Origin of the sequence: Streptomyces tamarix (assembly GCF_032423885.1) — a bacterium.
Lineage (GTDB): Bacteria > Actinomycetota > Actinomycetes > Streptomycetales > Streptomycetaceae > Streptomyces > Streptomyces tamarix.
This window is the reverse complement of sequence record NZ_JAWCTQ010000011.1, coordinates 120341-140989: the sequence shown is the minus strand read 5'-3', so window position 1 is coordinate 140989 and position 20649 is coordinate 120341. Positions and strand designations below refer to the sequence as shown.

Genomic DNA, 20649 nt, shown 5'->3' with positions numbered 1-20649 from the left:
ATCCCGTGACCGACACCGGAGCCGGCTCCACCGGCATACCGCGCTTCACCGGCGACGCCAGCCCGTACGGCGGCGGCGACCCGTACGCCGACTACCGCACCGCGGACTTCCCCTTCACCGGCCTCGCCGACCTCGCCGACCGGCGCCTCGGCGGCGGTGTCGTCGCCGCCAACGACGAGTTCTTCGCCGAGCGGGAGAACCTCCTCAAGCCGGAGCCCGCGGAGTTCGACCCCGAGCACTTCGGCCACAAGGGCAAGGTCATGGACGGCTGGGAGACCCGCCGGCGGCGCGGCGCCTCCGCCGACCGGCCGCACCCCACCGCCGACGACCACGACTGGGCGCTCGTACGGCTCGGCGCGCCCGGCGTGATCCGCGGCATCGTCGTCGACACCGCCCACTTCCGCGGCAACTACCCGCAGGCCGTCTCCGTCGAGGGCGCGTCCGTGCCCGGCTCGCCCTCGCCCGAGGAACTGCTCGGCCCCGACGTCGAGTGGACCGCCCTCGTCCCGCGCACCGCCGTCGGCGGGCACGCGGCGAACGGCTTCGCCGTCGACGTGGAGCGCCGCTTCACCCACTTGCGCCTCAACCAGCACCCCGACGGCGGCGTCGCCCGCCTCCGCGTGTACGGCGAGGTCGCCCCCGACCCGGCCTGGCTGGGCACGCTCGGCACCTTCGACCTGGTCGCCCTGGAGAACGGCGGCGGCGTCGAGGACGCCTCCGACCGCTTCTACTCGCCCGCCACCAACACCATCCAGCCGGGCCGCTCCCGCAAGATGGACGACGGCTGGGAGACCCGGCGCCGCCGCGACCAGGGCAACGACTGGATCCGCTACCGGCTCGCCGAGCACGCCGAGATCCGCGCCGTCGAGATCGACACCGCCTACCTGAAGGGCAACAGCGCCGGCTGGGCCGCCCTGTCCGTACGCGACGGCGAGGACGGCGCGTGGACCGAGTTCCTGCCCCGGACCCGGCTCCAGCCCGACACCAACCACCGCTTCGTGCTGCCCGCCCCGGCCGTCGGCACCCACGTCCGGATCGACATCTACCCCGACGGCGGCATCTCCCGCCTGCGCCTCTTCGGCTCCCTGACGGAGGAAGGGGCCAAGCGCCTCACCTCCCGCCACCAGGAGCTGGGCGGCTGACCCACCCCCGGCCCGGGCGGCGGACGACACCCGCCCGGGCCGGCGGGCGGGGCGCACGGCCCGACAGCACCGCGCGCCCCGGCCGCCCGGTGGCAGGCCCGCCCGGCGGCGCGGCCTCACCCGCCCGGAGACACGGCCCCGGCCGTCCCCCGCGCCGGGCCGGACCGGCGGGGGTGTTGCTCCTGCGGAGGGACACCCCCGCCGCGTCGCCGCGCGGCGACGGGTTCCGCGGCGCGCGAGGGTCTGAGCTGGTGACGGAACACCGGCGAAAGGCGCGTGCCATGGCTCAGCTCACCCTCACCACCTTCCTCTCCCTCGACGGCGTCATGCAGGCCCCCGGCGGTCGCGACGAGGACCGCAGCGGCGGCTTCGACTACGGCGGCTGGCTCGTCCCCTTCGCGGACGAGGACATGGGCCGCTTCGTCAACGAGGTCTTCGGCCGCGCCGACGCCTTCCTCCTCGGCCGCCGCACGTACGAGATCTTCGCCTCGTACTGGCCGCGGGTCACCGACCCGGACGACCCGGTCGCGAGCCGCCTCAACAACCTGCCCAAGCACGTCGTGTCGCGCACCCTGCAGAAGGCCGAGTGGAACAACTCGCACCTCGTCGAGGGCGACCTCGTCCAGGCGGTCGCCCGGCTGAAGGAGGGCCCCGGCCGAGAGGTCCAGGTCCACGGCAGCGCCCGCCTCGCGCAGGGCCTCATCGCCCACGGCCTGGTCGACGCGCTCAACCTGCTGGTCTTCCCCGTCTTCCTCGGCAGGGGCCGCCGGCTCTTCCCCGACGGCGGCACCCCGATCGCGTTCGAGCTCACCGACCACCGCACCACGTCCACCGGGGCGACCGTCCAGACGTACCGGCCGACCGGCCCGGCCCGGTTCGGCACCTTCGCCCCGGGGGAGTGACCGCCCGGTGCCCGGTGCCCGGTGCCCGGTGCCCGGTGCCCGGGTGCTCTACGCCCGGCCCCGCCGCCCGGCGAGCGCCCAGAGCGCGACACCGGCCGCGGCGAGCACCACGTGCGCGAACAACGGATGGTCCCGCAGCAGCGGCACACCCCCCACCAGGTGGCGCGTGAAGCCCATGAACGCGAACCAGCCGCCGGTCAGTTCGCGCAGGACCCCGCACCCACCCACGACGACCAGGACCGTGCCGAGCAGTTCGATGATCTTCTTCATGCCGTCGATCCTCGGGCACGCGCGGCCGGCGGCGCCTCCACCCCCGGGATGAGCCTCCCGGTGATGAGCCTCTCGGTCCGGAAGTCCGCGCCTCCCCGACTTCGGTAGCCGGCCGCGGAGACCGGGCGGTTCCCCCCCGCCCGGCCGCGTGGCGCGGAGCGCGTGACCGTCGCCCCGGCCGGCCCCGTGCCCGACCCCGCCCGGAACACCCGGCAGCCGGCCCCCAGCCGCCTCGCGGCGCCCGCGCCACCGCCTCCGGCGACGGGGAGGCCGTCCCGGGGCGGCACCGGCCCGTGCCGCGCCGGCGGAACGGCTTCCTCCACGGCGGGACCCCGCCGTACGCGGCGGACCGCGCCGCCACCTCCGCGGCGGGCACCGCACCCGGCACGGCCGTGCCGCCCGCCGTGCCGGGCGCGGTACCGATCGCCGTGCCGCCCGCCGGTCCCTCCCGGGGCTGAGCAGCCGCGCCCGGCCGCGCGGACGAGGGGGTCGCGGCGGCACGCCGCCCCCCGGACCGGGCCCCGGCACACCCGGTGGCCGCCCGCCGGAGCCCCATGACCGATACTTGGGCGGTCGGGAAGGGACGAAACGCCCACCCCCGCAGCGGCAGGACCACAACGGACAGCAGGAGGGCACGGACTCGTGGCAACGGTTCGGACAGGAGTACGCGCGGTCGCCGCCGTGCTGGCGGTGGCACTCGGAGTGACCCTGACCGCCTGCAGCGCCACCGGTGGCAAGCGCGCCGAGGACGCCAGGAAGGCCGCCGCGGCGGCCGCCGAGGGCCGGGCCAACGTCACCACGCCCCGCTGGACCTTCGCCATGGTCACGCACTCGGGCGACGGCGACACGTTCTGGGACATCGTGCAGAAGGGCGCCCGCCAGGCCGCCGCCAAGGACAACATCAACTTCCTGTACGCCCACAGCGACGAGGGCCAGCAGCAGGCGCAGCTCGTCGACTCGTACGTCGACAAGAAGGTCGACGGGCTGATCGTCACCCTGGCCAAGCCCGACGCGCTCAAGGCGTCCGTCGCCCGGGCCGTCGCCGCCGGGATCCCCGTCATCACGGTCAACTCCGGCTCCGCCCAGTCCAAGGCGTTCGGCGCCCTGGTCCACATCGGCCAGGACGAGACCGTCGCCGGCCAGGCCGTCGGAGACGAGCTCGACAAGCGCGGTCGCAAGAAGGCCCTGTGCGTCCTGCACGAGCAGGGCAACGTCGGCCACGAGCAGCGCTGCGCCGGGGTGCGCGAGACCTTCGACGGCACCCTGGAGAACCTGTACGTCGACGGCACCAACATGCCCGACGTCCAGGCGTCCATCGAGGCCAAGCTGCAGAGCGACCCGGCCCTCGACGCCGTCGTCACCCTCGGCGCGCCCTTCGCGGACGCCGCCGCCCAGGCCAAGCGCACCGCCGGCTCGAAGGCCGAGATCGACACCTTCGACCTCAACGCCAAGGTCGCCGCCGGCCTCGACAGCGGCACCCTCGGCTTCGCCGTCGACCAGCAGCCCTACCTCCAGGGCTACGAGGCCGTCGACCTGCTCTGGCTCCACCGCTACAACGCCGACGTCCTCGGCGGAGGCCGTCCCGTCCTCACCGGCCCGCAGATCATCACGCGCGAGGACGCGCCCGCCCTCACCGAGTACACCCGGCGGGGGACGCGATGACCGCGACCGCCCCGCCCGCCGAGCGCGGCCCCGCCCGCGACGAGCGGCTGCTGCCCGCCTCCCCCCTGAAGAAGCTCCTCGCCCGCCCCGAGCTCGGCTCGGTCGTCGGCGCCGCCGCCGTCTTCGTCTTCTTCGCGCTCGTCGCGGACGGCTTCCTGCGCCCGGCCAGCCTCGGCACCGTGCTCTACGCGGCGTCCACCATCGGCATCATGGCCGTACCCGTCGCCCTCCTCATGATCGGCGGCGAGTTCGACCTGTCGGCCGGCGTCCTCGTGACCTCGTCCGCGCTGGTCTCGTCGATGTTCAGCTACCAGATGACCGCCAACGCCTGGGTCGGCGTCGCCGTGTCCCTGTTGGTCACCCTCGGCATCGGGTTCTTCAACGGCTTCGTGCTCACCCGCACCCGGCTGCCCAGCTTCATCGTCACGCTCGGCACGTTCCTGATGCTGACCGGCCTCAACCTCGGCCTGACCAAGCTCATCAGCGGCACCGTCTCCACCAAGACCATCGCCGACATGGAGGGCTTCGCCTCCGCCCGCGCCCTCTTCGCCTCCGAGGCCACCCTCGGCGGCGCCACCCTCAAGGTCACCGTCCTGTGGTGGCTCGGCCTCGTCGCCGTCGCCACCTGGATCCTCCTGCGCACCCGCTTCGGCAACTGGGTCTTCGCCGTCGGCGGCAACGCCGACGCCGCCCGCGCCGTCGGCGTCCCCGTGCGCCGCACCAAGACGCTCCTCTACATGGGCGTCGGCTTCTGCGCCTGGGTCTCCGGACAGCACCTGCTGTTCTCCTTCGACGTCGTCCAGTCCGGCGAGGGCGTCGGCAACGAGCTGATCTACATCATCGCCGCCGTCATCGGCGGCTGCCTGATCACCGGCGGCTACGGCTCCGCGATCGGCGCCGCCGTGGGCGCGGTCATCTTCGGCATGACCAGCAAGGGCATCGTCTACGCCGAGTGGAACCCCGACTGGTTCAAGTTCTTCCTCGGAGCGATGCTCCTCCTCGCGACCCTCCTCAACGCCTGGGTCCGCAAGCGGGCGGAGGCCACCTCATGACGACCCCCCTCGTCGAACTCGACGGCGTCAGCAAGCACTACGGCACCGTCCGCGCCCTCCAGGACGTCTCCCTCCAGGTCCACGCCGGACAGATCACCTGCGTCCTCGGCGACAACGGCGCCGGCAAGTCCACCCTCATCAAGATCATCTCCGGGCTGCACGCCCACGACGCCGGAACGCTCCGCGTCGACGGGGAGGAGACCACCCTCTCCTCCCCGCGCGAAGCCCTCGACCGGGGCATCGCCACCGTCTACCAGGACCTCGCCGTCGTCCCCCTCATGCCGGTCTGGCGGAACTTCTTCCTCGGCTCGGAGCCCACCACCGGAAAGGGCCCCTTCAAGCGCCTCGACGTGGCCCGCATGCGCGCCACCACCCGCGCCGAGCTCCTCCGCATGGGCATCGACCTGCGCGACGTCGACCAGCCCATCGGCACCCTCTCCGGCGGCGAGCGCCAGTGCGTCGCCATCGCCCGCGCCGTCCACTTCGGCGCCAAGGTCCTCGTCCTCGACGAGCCCACCGCCGCCCTCGGCGTCAAGCAGTCCGGCGTCGTCCTCACGTACGTGGCCGCCGCCCGCGACGCCGGCCTCGGCGTGGTCCTCATCACCCACAACCCGCACCACGCGCACCTCGTCGGCGACCGCTTCGTCCTGCTCAAGCGCGGCGCCATGGCCGGCAGCCACACGAAGGACTCCGTCACCCTCGACGAGCTCACCCGGCAGATGGCCGGCGGCAGCGAGCTGGAGGCCCTGCGCCACGAACTGGAACGGGCACCGGCTCCTGGCAGAATCGACGACGGCGGGCACCGTCCGCCGCCGGACCCGCAGCGCGCCCGGCCCACCGACCGGCAGGGACGACAGGACCCGTGAGCACGCACCGCGACACCCACCGCGTCACGGAACGCGGCACCGTCCTGCGCACCGTCGGCAGCCGCGAGCGGCGCTCCCACCTGACCGCCCCCCGCGTCCCCACGGTCGGCATCGACATCGGCGGTACGAAGGTGATGGCGGGCGTGGTCGACGCGGACGGCTCCATCCTGGAGAAGATCCGCGCCGAGACCCCCGACAAGTCCAAGAGCCCCAAGGTCGTCGAGGACACGATCGTCGAACTCGTCCTCGACCTGTCCGACCGGCACGACGTCCACGCCGTCGGCATCGGCGCCGCCGGCTGGGTCGACGCCGACCGCAGCCGCGTCCTGTTCGCCCCCCACCTCGCCTGGCGCAACGAACCCCTGCGCGACTCCCTCCAGGCCCGGCTCGCCGTCCCCGTCATGGTCGACAACGACGCCAACACCGCCGCCTGGGCCGAGTGGCGCTTCGGCGCCGGCCGGGGCGAGGACCACCTCGTCATGATCACGCTCGGCACCGGCATCGGCGGCGCCATCCTGGAGGACGGCCGCGTCAAGCGCGGCAAGTACGGCGTCGCCGGCGAGTTCGGCCACATGCAGGTCGTCCCCGGCGGCCACCGCTGCCCGTGCGGCAACCGCGGCTGTTGGGAGCAGTACAGCTCCGGCAACGCCCTCGTCCGCGAGGCCCGCGAGCTCGCCGCCGCCGACTCCCCGGTCGCGTACAACATCATCGAACGCGTCAAGGGGAACGTCCCCGACATCACCGGCCCCCTCATCACCGAGCTGGCCCGCGAGGGCGACGCCATGTGCGTCGAGCTGTTCCAGGACATCGGCCAGTGGCTCGGCGTCGGCCTCGCCGGCCTCGCCGCCGCCCTCGACCCGTCCTGCTTCGTCATCGGCGGCGGCGTCAGCGCCGCCGACGACCTGCTCATCGGTCCCGCCCGGGACGCCTTCCGCCGCAACCTCACCGGCCGCGGCTACCGCCCCGAGGCCCGCATCGCCAAGGCGGAGCTGGGCCCCGAGGCCGGCATGGTCGGGGCCGCCGACCTCGCCCGGCTGGTCGCCCGCCGCTTCCGCCGCGCCAACCGGCGCCGCGTCGAGCGGTACGAGCGGTACGAGCGGTACGCGCAGGCCCTGCGGGCCGGAGGCGCCCGCACCAGGAGCACCACCGAGGAACCAGGAGCATGAGCCACACCGACACCCGCACCGACCCCGCCACCCCCGCGCCCACCCCGGCCCGGACCCCTCCGGGCCCCGCGGGCGAGACCCGCGGCCAGACGGTCCGCCGCCGTTGGTTCACCGCCCTCGTCATCGTCCTGCTCATCGGCATCCCCGCCGGCTACCTGGCGATCTCCGCCGAGCAGAGCCGCTCCAGCGGACGCGACAAGGAGGCCGAGTCCTCCGTCACCGGCCTCCAGGACAGCTGGCCGTCCAAGATGAAGCGCCGCGTCTTCGAGGTGCCGATCCCCGCCCGTTCCCGGGACGTGGCCTACTTCGAGACGAGCAACTGGAAGTCGAGCCGGCTGTACGTCCAGTTCACCACCACCGGCGCCGGGCTCGACGCGTTCCTCGCCGACAGCGGCACCAGCCGCGCCGCACTCCGGGCCGGCGGCGTCACCGTCAGCGACCGCGACGCCGGCGTCGTCGGCTGGACGTTCCCGCCCGACCGCCACTGGTCCGGCACCACCCACCGCCAGGACCGGCCCCGGCCCACGCGGGACATCACCGTCGACCTGACCGACCCGGCCGTGCCCCGCGTGTACGTCGTCTCCACCGCGACCCCCTGACCCCGCCGTCCGGCCCCCGGTCCCCGGTCCCGTCGGCCGGGACGCTCCGGCGGGGCCCACCGCCGTACCCCGGACCTGCGCTTCCGCGCACGCGGAAGGGCGGACGCGGCGGCGGGCCCGGGGCGTGGTCCCCGCCGAGCAGGGCACGGGGCCGTCGGCGTGCCCGGCCCGGGCGGGGTGCCCGGGCCGGACCGGGGTGGTCGGCGGGCTCAGTGGACGTAGGGCCAGCCCGCCGAGTCGTAGGCCAGCCAGTTGATGCCCAGCAGGGACGCCCCGCTGTCGGCGTAGTAGTGGTACGCGAGGATGTCGCTGTCGGTGTCGGTGAACACGTCCTGGTGGCCGGGGCCGTGGACGCTGCCCTGCCCGGCCAGCACTTCGGTGCCGCCGCCGGAGGTCATCGGGACGCCGTTGCGGTCGTGGTAGGGGCCGGTGACGCTGGTGGAGCGGCCGACCATGACCCGGTAGGTGCTGGCTGCGCCCCGGCAGCACAGGTCGAACGAGACGTAGAGGTAGTAGTACGCGCCGCGTTTGACGATGGTCGGGGCCTCGATCGCGCCGCCCCCGCGTCCGGCGAGGGAGTGCAGGGCGGTGCCGGTCCGCTTCCCGGTGGACGGATCGATCTGGATCATCTTGATGCCGGACCAGAAGGAGCCGAACGACAGCCACCAGCGGCCCCGGTCGTCGACGACGAGGTGGGGGTCGATGGCGTTGAAGTCGTCCGACTGCCGCGACTCGATCACCAGGCCGTGGTTGGTCCAGGTGCCGGCGTTGCCGCTGGGGCTGGTGGCCAGGAAGATCCCCGACCGGTTGGACCCGAAGGTGGAGGCCGAGTAGTACATGTAGTACCGGCCGTTCTGGTACGACAGGTCCGGTGCCCAGAGGTTGCGTCCGCCGGCGGTGTACGTGGTGGTCCAGGGCGCTCCGCCGGGGAAGGCGGCTCCGGCGTTGCGGAAGGCCGTCCGGTCGGTGGAGGTCTTCAGCGTGATGTTGTCGCCGGTGTGGGCGACCAGGTAGCTCCCGTCGGGACGCTTGACGAAGCTGGGGTCGTGCACCCCGATGTCCCCGGTGACGTGGCCGGGGTAGGGGTAGGCGGCGGCGGCCGGGACGTCGGCGGCGGCTCGCTGCCCGGTCGTACCGATGAGGGACGTGAGGGTCAGTGCTCCTGCGGTCGCGAGGACGCCCAGGAACCGGCGCCGGGGCGGTCGCGCGGGCCGGTTCACAGATCGCTCTGTCACGGGTGTGTCTCCTTCTTCCGCGGTGGGGGGGAGGGGATGGGGGCATCGCACGAGCTGCTCCGATGCCGGTGCCGAGGCCGGTTCCGGCGGTGGGGACCGCCGAGCTCACGCCGGGGCGTGACCGGACGGGGCTGGTGGTTCGCGGAGGGCAAGGCCGTCCCACGCCGGGTGGTGGGGCAAGTGAGCGGCCCGGCGCCGCGGCTTTCCCGAGGGCTCGAACGACCGCGGGGTGCAGCGGTTCGTTCGATATATCGAATGAGAGTCGACTTCTCGGACGTGAAGATAGGGAGCGGGCCCGGGGGCGTCAATGCTCCGCGCACGGAAAACCTCGAAGGGCGCGGGAGTGGCACCTGCACGTGAGCGGCCCCTGACGCGGAGGCCGATCGGCCTGCCACGTCCTTCGGCACCGCGGCGGCGCCACCCCGCAGGGACCCGCGAGGGAGCTGCTTGCGGCGGACGGAGCCGCCGGCGGTGGGGCCGGAGGACCCACGGATGGAGGGCTTCAGCCGGTTGCCGGACGGGCGCAGACCGCGTGCCGGCTTCCAGGCCCAGCGGGCGCATCCCGCACATCCCGCACCTGCATTCGCACCCCGTGCCCCGCGTCCCCCGACCGGCGACCCGTCGCCGGACGAGCCGACGACCGCCCCGGCGGCCCCGGGCGCCTCCGCGTCCCCGGCGTGGCCGCACCGGCCCCTACGGCACCACCGGCCCGCTCCCGGAAGGCGGGTCGAGGAGGTCCTCGGGCGTGGGGATCCCGAGGGCCGCCAGGAGTTCCCGGGCCTGGTCCCCGTACCGCCGGGCTTCCCGGTGCCTGCCGGCCGCGCGCAGGGCGCGGTGGGCCTCGACGGCCGCCCGCATGTGCCCGTAGCGGTCGGAGCAGGAGCGGGCGAGCTCGGCGGCGGTGGTGGAGTGGTCGATCGCCGCATCGAGGTCGCCGTTGGCCCGGCACGTCTCGGCGAGGTCGGTCAGGGCGGTGCAGCGCAGGCTCGGTTCCCCGATGTGCTCGGCGGTCTCCAGGGCCCGCCGGTGGTGTTCCACGGCTTCGCGGTGGCGGCCCCCGTGCCGGAGCACGACGCCCAGGCCGGTCAGGGCTTCGGCCTCGCCCCGGCGGTAACCGATCTCCCGGTGAAGGGCCACGGCCCGCTCCAGGTGTTCGCCGGCCGCGGCGGGGTTGCCGAGTCCGAGGTGGACCCTGCCCAGGTGTTCCAGGGTGTGGGCCTCGCCCCGCCGGTCGCCCACCTTCTCGAAGAGCCTCAGGGAGTGGCCGAAGTCGGCCAGCGCCTCAAGGTGGCTGCCGAGCCTGAGGTGGCACAGGGCGAGGTTGCCGAGCGCGTTGGCTTCGCCGCGCTGGTTGCCGAACTCACGCTGGAGGGACAGGGCCAGTTCGAAGAGGCGTTTCGCCTCCGCGTACCGGCCCCTCCAGATCTGGGTCGCACCGAGGTTGGTGAGCGTGCTGGCCTCTCCGAACCGGTTGCCCACCTCTCGGTGGAGGGGGAGGGCCCGCTCGTTGTGGCCGACGGATTCCTCGTACCGCCCCGCCAGGTGGAGGGCGACGGCCAGGCTGGTCAGCGTCTCGGCGTGCCCGTACCGCTCGGCGCGGCCGGCGGTGGCGGCGAGGGCCGCCTCATGGGTGGCGATCCAGTCGTCGAGGTGGCCGCGCAGGTAGAAGAAGCGCCACAGCGTGTGGCTCAGTCGCCAGGCGTGTCCGGGGAAGCCGTGCGCGGCGGCGTGGAGGACGGCGGCGCGGAGGTTGGCGCGTTCCTTCTCCAGCCAGCGCAGCGCGTCGTCGTACCCGCTCGGCTCGGGCAGCGCGAGGCCGGGGCTCGCGGGGTCGAGCGGGGTGGGGCGGCGGTTCGGGTCCAGCAGGTGCATGGCCCTGGTGGCCCCGTGCAGATACCAGTCCAGCAGCCGCACCAGGGCCGTTCGGCGCGTTTCCTCCGCGCCTTGGGCCGCGCGCTCCGCGGCGTAGTCGCGCAGGAGGTCGTGCAACTGCCAGCGGCCCGCGGCGTTCCGGCCGATCAGGTACGTGTGTTCCAGCCGGGCGAGCAGTCTCTCGGCCTCCCGCGGGGTGTCGCCGGACAGGGCCGCGGCGGCGGAGGTGTCGAGATCGGGCCCCGGGTGGAGGCCGAGTAATCGGAACATGCGGCCGGTCGGCCCGTCGAGCGCCTCGTACGACAGGGTGAACGCGGCCCGCATGGCGGCCGTGGGGTCACCGGGGATCTCCAGGGCCGTCAGTCGGTCGCGACGCAGCTCGGCGCAGTACTCGGCGAGGGCTTCGTGCGGCCGGGCGGCCAGATGGGCCGCGGCGAGGCGCAGCGCGAGGGGGAGGTGCCCGCACAACGCGGCGACCTCGGCCAAGGCGTCGCGGTCCTGCCCCGCCGCGTGCCGCACGCGGTCGCGGCCCAGGAGTTCGGTCAGCAGCGTGCGGGACTCGGGCTCCGACAGCAGGCCGACCTGGACGATGTGCGCGTCATGCGACGCGGCGAGGCCGTAGAGGGCGGTGCGGCTGGTGATGACGACGTGGCACGTGTCCGTCCCGGGCAGCAGGGGGCGCACGTGGTCGGCCCCGGTCGCGTTGTCGAGCACCATCAGCAGCCGCTTGCCCGCCACCAGCGAACGGAACAGGGCCACCCGCTCGTCCAGTTCCCGGGGGATCCGCTCGGCCGGCGTGCCCAACGCGCGCAGGAACCGGTGGAGCGTCTCGGCCGCGGACAGGGGGTCCGCGGAGTACCCGCGCAGATCGGTGAACAACTGCCCGTCGGGGAAGGCCGCCGCCGACCGGTGCGCCCACCGCACCGCCAGGGCGGTCTTGCCCGCCCCCGCCGGTCCGCACAGCGCGGTGAGGGCCGCGGTGTCGAGCCGGGCCAGTACGTCCTGTCTGCCCACGAAGACGGTGAGATCGCGCGGTAGCTGCCGCGGCAGCGGACCGGCCGGGAGGGAAGGGGCGGGCGGGGCGGGCGGAGCCGATGGGGCGGCGGGCGCCGTCGCGGACACGCGCTCGGGAGAGGGCGGCATGAGGCCGGGGTCGGCCCGCAGCATCCGCCGGTGCAGCTCCCGCAGGTCTCGTCCCGGTTCGACCCCCAGCTCGGCACGAACGCGTTTGCGTACGGTGTCGAAGTGGGCGAGGGCCTCGGCGCCGCGCCCGCACCGGTACAGCGCGAGCATGAGCTGGGCCGCCTGGCGCTCCGCGAGCGGGTGTTCGGCCGCCACCTTCGCCAGTTCGGGGACGATCTCCTCGTGGTGGCCGAGCCGCAGCTCCGCGTCGTGGAGCCCGCCCCACAGGCCGAGCCGTTCCTGCCCGAGGGCGGACCGCATCCGGTTCGCCCAGTCGCCTCCCACGCCGGCCAGTGCCTCCCCGCGCCAGAGGGCCGCTGCCTCCCGGTAGAGGCGTACGGCGCGCGCGTGGTCCGACCGCTTGGCGGCGTCGGCCGCGTCCGCGCACAGGCGGCGCACGGAGTGGACGTCGATGTGCTCGGGGTCGACTTCGAGGAGGTAACCGCCCGACCGGCTCAGAAGCCTGCCGCGCGGGTCGGAGGACCCGGTCTTCTCCAGGAGCCTCCGCAGTCGGGCGACGTAGCTGTGCAGACCGGCCCGGGCCGCCGGCGGGGGACCGTCCCCCCACACCCGGTCGATCAGGCTCTCCACGCTGACCGGCTGGTTGGGGTGGAGGGCGAGGACCGCGAGGACGCACGACTGCTTGGCGGGGCCGGCCGGTGTGCTCGCGCCGTCGGCCAGGCCGATGTCGACCCGGCCGAGCAGCCTCACCACATGGGGGGACCCGGAGGGCCCCGTGGGATTCCGTCCATCGACCATGGGGTCATCCGACAGGAGGGTGACGGCGCTCACAAGGCCGTTTTGAGCAACGGTACGGAGTCGTCCGCTCCACCGCGCGGGGACGGCGGCCACCCCGCCCGCGGCGGGCGCGGGCACGGCGGGGCCGGGCCGGGGAAGCGCCCGGTGGTGCCCTGCTCCCGGCTGCGGCGGACCCGGAGGCCGCGACCGTGTCTCCCCCGGCGCCGGGAGCGGTCCCGGTCGGACGCCCCGCGGCCGGCGGCCACGGCGTACGGCGCCTTCCCGCGAGGGCGCGCCCGCGCGGACGGCGGGACCGCCCGCACGGGCGCCGGGGAGGCCCGGGGAAGGAGGCCGAGCGCCTCCCGCGACTTCGTGCCCGGCATCGAGAAGGCGCCGGTGGGCGGCGCGGCGGCCGTTGAGGTGGCGGAACCGGTGCCGCCGAGGGGCGCCCGCGCGGGGGCGGTCGCCGGCTCCGCGCCCCCGGACGACCCGCCGACCAGGGGGAGCCGCCCGCGCGGGGTGGCCGCCGGAGGCGGCGGGGCGGAGGGGCCGCCTCGGTCACGGGGCGGGGGAGGAGCCCTGCCCCGTGACGGTGAGGGCCGCGGCCGGGCAGACCCCGGCGGCGAGGCGGACGGCCGCGTGCTGCTCCCGCGGCGGCCGGGCGTCCAGCAGGAGGACCAGGCCCTCCTCCTCGTCCTGGTCGAAGACCTGGGGGGCGGTCAGGGCGCACATCCCGGCGCCGAGGCAGCGGTCGCGGTCGGCGTGGACGTCCACGGGATCAGCCCTCGTCCCAGGTGACCGGCAGCCGGTGCACGCCGTAGACGTTCATGTTCGTCCGCAGGGGCACCTCCTCGGCCGGCACGTCCAGCCGCAGCGTGGGGAACCGCCTCAGCAGCGCGGGCAGGGCCACCGTCATCTCGACGCGGGCCAGTTGCTGGCCCAGGCACTGGTGGATGCCGTGTCCGAAGCCCAGGTGCCCCGTGGCCCTGCGGCGCAGGTCCAGGACGTCGGGGTCGGAAAACCGCCCCGGGTCCCGGTTGGCGGCTTCCAGCGAGAGGGTGACGCTCTCGCCCGCCCTGATGAGCCGCCCCTCCAACTCGACGTCCTCCAGCGCGGACTTCACGTTCGTGTGGGCGACGGTCAGATAGCGCATCAGCTCCTCGACGGCCTGGGGGGCGAGGTCAGGGTCCGTGCGCAGGGCGTCGGCCTGGGCCGGGTCGGTGAGGAGCGCGAACGTCCCGTGGGCGATCATGTTGGCGGTGGTGTCGAGCCCGGCGGCGAGCAGGAAGCCCCCGACGCCGACCAACTCCTCGTCGGTGAGGTCGGAGTCCTGGGCCAGGTCGCCGAGCAGGTCGTCGGAGGGGGCGGCGCGCTTGGCGGCGACCAGCCCGGCCATGTACTCCTGGAGCCCGACGGAGGCGGCGTACCGGTCCTCGGGCGTCGCGTCCATGGACATGAGCGTGTGGGCGTGCTCCTGGAACCGGTCGCGGTCGGCGTAGGGCACGCCGAGCAGTTCGCAGATCACCAGCGCGGGGAGGGGACGGGCGAACGCCTCGACCAGGTCGGCGCCCGGGCCGCGGCGCTCCATCGCGTCCAGGTGCTCGGCGGTGATCTCCGTGACCCGCTCGGAGAGCCGCCGCATCCGACGGACGGTGAACTTGCCCGTCAGGAGCCGTCGGAAGCGGGTGTGCTCGGGCGCGTCCATCCCGGTCATGTCACCGACCGGGGCGGGCGGCAGCGGGCCCTCGGGGCCCCCGGGAAAGGGGTGGTGCATCAGCTCGTACCGCGAGCTGAAACGCGGGTCCCCCAGGATCGAGCGGACCGTGGAGTAGCCGGTGGCCAGCCAGCCGACGTGCCCGTCGGGGTACGTCATGCGGGCGAGCGGCCTCTCCTCGCGCAGCTTCGCCAGTCCGGCGGGCGGGTCGAAGGGGCAGCCGGCGGCGCGCTGCGTGGGGAGCGTGACGGGCTCGGCGGTCCCGGGGCGGGCCGACGGTTCGTGCTGCATGGTGTCCTCCGTGGAGAGCGACGTGCGGTGAACTGTGAGGTGCGGTGCGCAGGAGTTCGCGGTACGCAGGTGGAGCGGTACGCAAGGGTTCGCGGTACGCAGGTGGAGCGGTGGCGCGTGGCGCGGGAGCGAGGACCGCGGCTAGCAGGCCCAGCCCCGGTGGCTCCGGCCGTGACGGGACGCCCGGCCGGCCGGTCGGGCCGGTCCGCAGCCCGGCTCCAGGGCGACGGCCACCGCCCGTAGGAGCCAGGCGTTGACGGACAGGCCCTCCTGGCCGGCCGCGTCCTCCACCCGGGCCTTGAGGGGCGCCGGGAGCCGGAAGTTGACGCGGGCCGTGCTGTCTTCGTCGCCGTCCGCCAAGGATGGCGCCATAGATATCGACGGTGGCGCCATTGATGGCGCCATGGAGGGTGCGACCTCGTCGGGAGCCTCCGGAGCGGGCGGCGCCGTCACCGCGAACTCGGGATCGAGCCCCCGCAGCCGCACCTCCACCGAGCCCGGGGCCAGCTCGCGGGTGATCTCCCGCGAGGCGGTGGAGAGCGCGTTGAGGAGGGTCAGCCGGGCCGTCGACTCCAGAGGAACGGCCAGCCGTTCGGCCAGTGCCCGCACTTCGTCCCCGCCGATGCTCGCGGCGACCAGCAGCTCGCGGCGGAGGTGGTCGACGTAGGGGGTCAGGTCCATGGAGAGAGAGTGGCACCACTGTGGTGCCATTGCAAGTCCGTTTGGCGTCGAATGGCGTCTTGTGGTGCCATCAGTGTCATCGCTGGGAGCCGGGGATGCCGTCGCACCCGCCGCCCCTCGGCCGGCGCCCTCGGCGGCCGGTCGGTCCCGTTCCCGGGGCGGGTCACGGCGGATCCGCCCGGACGGCGCTCGCGCGAGCCGCTTCCCGCACGCCGCGAACGGCGCGGCGCCGGAGGTGGGGAAAGGTCGCCGATGCCATGCTGCAAGCGCTTACAGTTGAGGAACCATCCAGTTTCCAACGATCCGGTCGCTCCCGATCCGTTGGATGTGAGAAGAGGGGGGAGCTCTTGCTCCGCCGATTAGTCTCCGCGGCGCTGGTGATAGCCGCTCTGGCAACGTCACTCGTCGCCCCGGCCGCCGCCACCGATTTCCCCGCGGCCTCCACGCCCTTGATCTCCTGGAACATGCAGGGGGCCGGCAACAGAGACGAGGACGGCAGCAAGTGGTCCAACACGGTCCATCAGCTGGCCTTGCAGGCACCGATCCTGATGCTCCAGGAGGTCGGCCCGCACCCGCCTCTGAACAGCGCCCAACAGCCCAACCAGACCTTCACCACGGTCGACAGCCAGGGCGGCACGCACCAGTACACCGTGCTGCACCGCACCTGGACCGTCGGCAGCGGTTACCGCAATGCCATCCCGACCCGTGAGGTCTACTTCCTGCAGTCCGAGGACGACGCGACCAACCCGCGCCGGATCGGCGGCCGGGTCAACAACGCGCTCGTCCTGACCGAGGCGCCCGACGAGCTGATCGTCGTCGGCAATCCGATCGACGCCGGCCGGAACGCGCTCGGCGCGCGGTTCGGCAACGAGTGGTACTTCACCATGCACGGCCTGTCCAACGGTGGCGGTGACTCCGGGACGATGCTGAACGCCATCGACGACCAGATCGAGGCCCTCGGGAACCAGCGCGGCGTCACCTACCACGCGACGATCGGCGGCGACTTCAACGTCGACCCGCAGGTCCTCGCCGGCCGGGACAGCTTCCCGCCGACCATGCGGATCCACCGCTCGGGTCAGGCGACCCACCAGAACGGCGGTGAGCTGGACTACTTCGTCACCACCCACTTCGACCACACGCCGCCGGTCACGGTCCGGTCCGAGGGCAACTCCGACCACCGGCCGGTCCAGTCCGGCCAGCTCAACGCGGCCGGCACCAGCCCGTCGCCCAGCCCCAGCCCGTCACCCAGCGCCAGCCCGACGATCGACGAGCTCCGGGTGATGCCGACCGGCGACGGGATCACGGCCGGTGTGCACAGCACCGACGGCGACGGCTACCGGGACGAGCTGGGCACCCAAGCGAAGGGCATGACCCTCGCTACGCTGTTCGTTGGCGCACTGGTCACCGCCATCTTCAAGCGCACGGATTTCGTCGGTGAGCTGAAGAGCGGCGACAGCGGCGACCCCGACCACATGGGGTTCGACGGCAAGGGCATCGACGACATCAAGGCCGAGGCGATCCCCGCGCTGCGGACACTGCGGCCGAACATGATGACCCTGGTCGCGGGCACGGCCGACCTGGCCGGCGGTGCCGACGGCGCGGCGACGGCCGAGAAGATGGAGAGCTTCCTGGACGAGATCCACCGGACCTCGCCGACGACCACGGTCCTGCTCGGGACCCTGCCGCCGTCGACGAACCCGACGTACCAGGCCCGCATTGACGCCTACAACAGCGCGCTCCGCACGATCGCCCACGCCAAGATCGAGGGCGGCGCACGGCTGGTGCTGGTCGAGCTGGGCTCGGTCACCCCGCAGGACATCACCCACGAGATCTACCCGACCGACGCCGGCCACCAGAAGATCGCGGACGCCTTCGCCGCAGGCATCCGGATCGCGTTCCTGCAGAACATGATCAGCGGCCGCTCGTACGCCTGGAAGCCGATCGGCAAGATCAGGGACGCCGCCGCGACCGGCTCGAAGATCGCCTTCCCCGACCTGAACGGCGACGGCAAGGCCGACTACGCGGTGGTCGGTACGGACGGCACGGTCACCGGCTGGCGCAACGACGACCCGACCAAGGAAGCGGTCTCACTGGGCGACATCAGTCCGGCCGACCGCGGGAACAACCCGGATGAGGTCTATTTCGCCGACCTGGACGGTGACGGCAAGGACGACTACATCCGGATCCTGCCGCCGGCCGACTCGCCGACCGGCATCGTCGCGATGCGGATGTCGCGCAACACCAGCAGCGGCGACGGGGTCAGCTGGGGCACCGCGACGATCGTCGCGAACAACCTCGGCTACCCGCCGCAGATGTACTTCACCGACCTCGACGGTGACCACCGCGACGACCTGATCACGGTGGACCGGATGAGCTTCCCGACCGCCTGGCAGAACAAGGGCGAGGAAATGCCGACCCCGGGCGGCTGGGACAAGGTCGAGGGTTTCGCCACTCCGGGTGAGTCACGCGCCGCGCAGGTCGCCTTCGCCGACATCACCGGTGACGGCAGGGCCGACACGGTCCGGGTCGAGTTCACCACCGGTGACGTCCGGGCCTGGGAGAACACCGGCGCTCCGTGGAGCGTCACCACCGGCTGGAAGTCGCTGGGCGTGATCCGCGCCGGCGACCCGTTCCAGGGCACCACCGGGACCTTCGCCGACCTCAATGGTGACGGGATCCAGGACTTCACCCTGACCCGCTCCGGGGCTACGACTACGGCTACGACGGCGAAGACCGCCCTCAAGGCAGCCAAGGCGGCCCAGGCGGCCGCGGCGAGTGAGGCCGGTGACATCGAGGGGTGGCTGGTGCCGAGCTACGGCGACGGCAGCCGCACCCCCGGCGGCGCCGGTGACCTCGGTGTCAACGGCGGCGTCGGCGACCCGATGGAGTCGCACCCCGGTGGCGACGACGGCGGTCCGCGACCGGCCGCGTCCGGCGACTGCCGGCCGGCCGGTCTGGCGCCCACGCCGGGCGTGGCGACGCCGTACTGCAAGGTCTATCAGAGCGACGGCCGGGAATGGCTCGGTCAGGGCCGGGACCGCCGGGTCGTCGGCTACTTCAACGGTGGCCGCACGGGCGCCGACGGCACGCCGCACTACCTGGTGAAGAACATCCCGTGGTCGAAGGTGACCCACCTCAACTACGCCTTCGCGACGGTGGAGAACAACCGGATCAAGGTCGACTCGAACGCCACCCAGATGGAGTGGCCCGGCGAGGTCGGTGCCGAGATGGACCCCTCGCTGCCCTACAAGGGGCACTTCAACCTGCTGACGAAGTACAAGCGCCTGCACCCGCGGGTGAAGACGCTGATCTCGGTCGGCGGCTGGGCCGGTTCCGGTGGCTTCTACGCGATGACCACCAACGCCGACGGCTCGGTCAACCAGGCCGGGATCGACACGTTCTCGAACTCGGTCGTGGACTTCCTGCGGACCTACGGGTTCGACGGCGTCGACATCGACTTCGAGTACCCCACGGTCCTCGAGGACACCGGCAATCCGACCGACTGGGCGGTGGCGAACCCGCGCCGCAAGGGTCTGCCCACGACGTACGCCGCGTTGATGAAGACGCTGCGGGACTCGCTGAACCGGGCTTCGGTCGCGGACGACAAGTACTACCTGCTCACCTCGGCGTCGTCGGCCTCCGGCTACCTGGTCCGCGGGATGGCGAACCAGACCGCGCTGGACCACCAGGACTTCACCAACCTGATGGCCTACGACTACCACGGCACCTGGAACGACGTCGTGGGACCGAACGCGGCGCTGTTCGACGACGGCAAGGACCCGGAACTGGCCGACCAGTACGCCACTCCGGAGTACGGGAAGATCGGGTACTTCAACACCAGTTGGGCGATGACGTACATGCGTGGCGCGATGCAGGCCGGGCGCGTCAACATCGGTGTGCCCTACTACACGCGCGGCTGGCAGAACGTCACCGGCGGTACGAACGGCCTGTGGGGCACGTCGCGGAAGCCGAGCGGCTGCGAGCCGGGCACGGGACTCAAGCGGCCGTGTGGGGACGGTGCCTTCGGCATCGACAACATCTGGCACGACGAGACCAACAACGGCAGCGAGCTCGGCTCCGGGACGAACCCGCTGTGGCACGCCAAGAACCTGGAGAAGAACATCACGCCGGTCTACGCACGCAGCGTCGGGCTGACGCCGGAGACCGACATCACCGACCGGCGCACGGGCCGGTACACCCGGTACTGGGACGACACCACGAAGACGTCGTGGCTGTGGAACGCCGAGAAGAAGGTGTTCCTGTCGACCGAGGACGAGCAGGGCATCGACGCGGTCACCGACCTGGTCAAGTCGACCGGTGCGGGCGGCGTGATGATGTGGGAGCTCGGCGGCGACTACTCCTGCCCGGCGGACGTCCAGCCGGACACCCCGTGCGGGATGGGGTACACGCTGACCACCCGGCTGAACGAGAAGCTGGGCAATATCGGCGCCTATGACAACAATCTGCGCACCGGCAGCGTCGGTGTCGCGCCGGCGGTGACCGCCAACCTGAGCGTCGAGATGGTCAACTACCCGACCGCCACGGCGAACCTGTGGCCGCTGCAGCCGACCGTCCGGATCACCAACAACACCGGGCGCACGCTCGGCGGTGGCAAGGACACGAAGCTGTCGTTCGACATCCCGGCCTCGACGTCACCGCTGGTCAAGGACGCCAACTGGCAGACCGGTGCCCAAGGCGGCCAGTGGCAGCTGACGCCCGGTACGACGTTCCACCGGGTCAGCACGACACTGGACTACTGCCAGATCATCCCGGCCGGGAAGTCGCTCGACCTGCCGATCATCTACTTCCTCCCGATCACCGGTCCGGTCAACACGAGTCTGTCGATCGGCGGTACGGCGTACGCGCCGGCGACCGACAACCTCAAGGGACTCGGTACGGCGACCCCGCCGGCCGGTGGCTGCAATGCCGCGAACTGGGACGCGACCAAGATCTACTCCCCGGCCAGCCAGCCGATCGAGCAGACCACGGTCAAGTACAACGGCAAGGTCTGGAAGGCCAAGTGGGAGACGAGGGGCAGTGCCCCGGGCACCGGGGTCGACGCCGACCACGAGCCCTGGAAGCTGATCGGCAGCGCCAGCTGACCGCTCCCAGCCACCCGGCCTGACGCACCACGTCTTGATCAAATAACCGGAGAGTGCTTCTGACCTGCAACGGCGGGACTTGTCTCAGGTCCTGTTGGCTGCACGGGAAGAAGCACTCTCCAGTTGAGCGAGCGCATCGGGTCGTACCCGCGTGTTCGTGTCGAGGGCGGTGGCA

General features: G+C 73.0%; 14 protein-coding genes. 8 read left to right on the top strand and 6 right to left on the bottom strand.

All coding sequences use genetic code 11. From position 1 onward, the window contains the following. Positions 1-5 precede the first annotated feature (5 nt). Both alc and RND61_RS11880 read left to right on the top strand, forming a co-directional pair. Positions 6-1142 carry an allantoicase gene (gene alc / locus RND61_RS11885; RefSeq protein ID WP_315877842.1) on the top strand — a complete coding sequence of 379 codons (1137 nt, stop codon included), beginning with the start codon at positions 6-8 and terminating at the stop codon, positions 1140-1142. Positions 1143-1423: 281 nt separating this feature from the next. Further along, positions 1424-2044: a dihydrofolate reductase family protein gene (locus RND61_RS11880; protein WP_315877841.1), complete on the top strand. Its 621-nt coding sequence runs from the start codon at positions 1424-1426 to the stop codon at positions 2042-2044. 48 nt (positions 2045-2092) lie between these two features. On the opposite strand, the gene RND61_RS11875 is transcribed toward RND61_RS11880, so the two are convergent. After that, a complete protein-coding gene (locus RND61_RS11875) occupies positions 2093-2314 on the bottom strand; it encodes a hypothetical protein (RefSeq protein WP_315877840.1) in 222 nt (73 codons plus the stop codon). A 642-nt stretch (positions 2315-2956) separates the two neighbouring features. Between RND61_RS11875 and RND61_RS11870 the strand changes: the two genes are divergently transcribed. The 5 genes from RND61_RS11870 to RND61_RS11850 are packed head-to-tail and all read left to right on the top strand — an operon-like array spanning position 2957 to position 7659. Further along, positions 2957-3976, top strand: a complete 1020-nt coding sequence (locus RND61_RS11870) for a sugar ABC transporter substrate-binding protein (RefSeq protein ID WP_315877839.1) — start codon at positions 2957-2959, stop codon at positions 3974-3976. Further along, positions 3973-5028 carry an ABC transporter permease gene (locus tag RND61_RS11865; protein ID WP_315877838.1) on the top strand — a complete coding sequence of 352 codons (1056 nt, stop codon included), beginning with the start codon at positions 3973-3975 and terminating at the stop codon, positions 5026-5028. The genes RND61_RS11870 and RND61_RS11865 overlap by 4 nt, the downstream gene beginning before the upstream one ends. Further along, a complete protein-coding gene (locus tag RND61_RS11860; RefSeq protein ID WP_315877837.1) occupies positions 5025-5894 on the top strand; it encodes an ATP-binding cassette domain-containing protein in 870 nt (289 codons plus the stop codon). The genes RND61_RS11865 and RND61_RS11860 overlap by 4 nt, the downstream gene beginning before the upstream one ends. Beyond that, positions 5891-7060: an ROK family glucokinase gene (locus RND61_RS11855; RefSeq protein ID WP_315877836.1), complete on the top strand. Its 1170-nt coding sequence runs from the start codon at positions 5891-5893 to the stop codon at positions 7058-7060. Before RND61_RS11860 ends, RND61_RS11855 begins: the two co-directional genes overlap by 4 nt. Next, entirely contained in the window at positions 7057-7659 is a 603-nt protein-coding gene (locus RND61_RS11850; protein WP_315877835.1) for a hypothetical protein, read from the top strand. Before RND61_RS11855 ends, RND61_RS11850 begins: the two co-directional genes overlap by 4 nt. Positions 7660-7868: 209 nt before the next feature. Here the strand turns inward: RND61_RS11850 and RND61_RS11845 are convergent, their stop codons facing one another. The 5 genes from RND61_RS11845 to RND61_RS11825 all read right to left on the bottom strand — a co-directional run bounded on the left by RND61_RS11845 (position 7869) and on the right by RND61_RS11825 (position 15372). Beyond that, the gene (locus RND61_RS11845) at positions 7869-8894 is read right to left on the bottom strand and encodes an arabinan endo-1,5-alpha-L-arabinosidase (protein ID WP_315877834.1); all 1026 of its coding nucleotides are present in this window, start codon (positions 8892-8894) and stop codon (positions 7869-7871) included. 693 nt (positions 8895-9587) lie between these two features. Further along, positions 9588-12707, bottom strand: coding sequence for an AfsR/SARP family transcriptional regulator (locus tag RND61_RS11840; protein ID WP_315877833.1), 3120 nt, complete (start codon positions 12705-12707; stop codon positions 9588-9590). Positions 12708-13244: 537 nt separating this feature from the next. Continuing rightward, complete coding sequence (locus tag RND61_RS11835) at positions 13245-13460, bottom strand: ferredoxin (protein WP_315877832.1); 216 nt, start codon at positions 13458-13460, stop codon at positions 13245-13247. A 4-nt stretch (positions 13461-13464) separates the two neighbouring features. Continuing rightward, the gene (locus RND61_RS11830) at positions 13465-14691 is read right to left on the bottom strand and encodes a cytochrome P450 (RefSeq protein WP_315877831.1); all 1227 of its coding nucleotides are present in this window, start codon (positions 14689-14691) and stop codon (positions 13465-13467) included. A gap of 141 nt (positions 14692-14832) precedes the next feature. Beyond that, positions 14833-15372: a hypothetical protein gene (locus RND61_RS11825; protein ID WP_315877830.1), complete on the bottom strand. Its 540-nt coding sequence runs from the start codon at positions 15370-15372 to the stop codon at positions 14833-14835. 347 nt (positions 15373-15719) lie between these two features. Here RND61_RS11825 and RND61_RS11820 point away from each other — a divergent pair, with 347 nt between their 5' ends. After that, positions 15720-20474 (top strand): glycosyl hydrolase family 18 protein, encoded by a 4755-nt coding sequence (locus tag RND61_RS11820; RefSeq protein WP_315877829.1) that lies wholly within the window; start codon positions 15720-15722, stop codon positions 20472-20474. Positions 20475-20649: the final 175 nt, after the last annotated feature.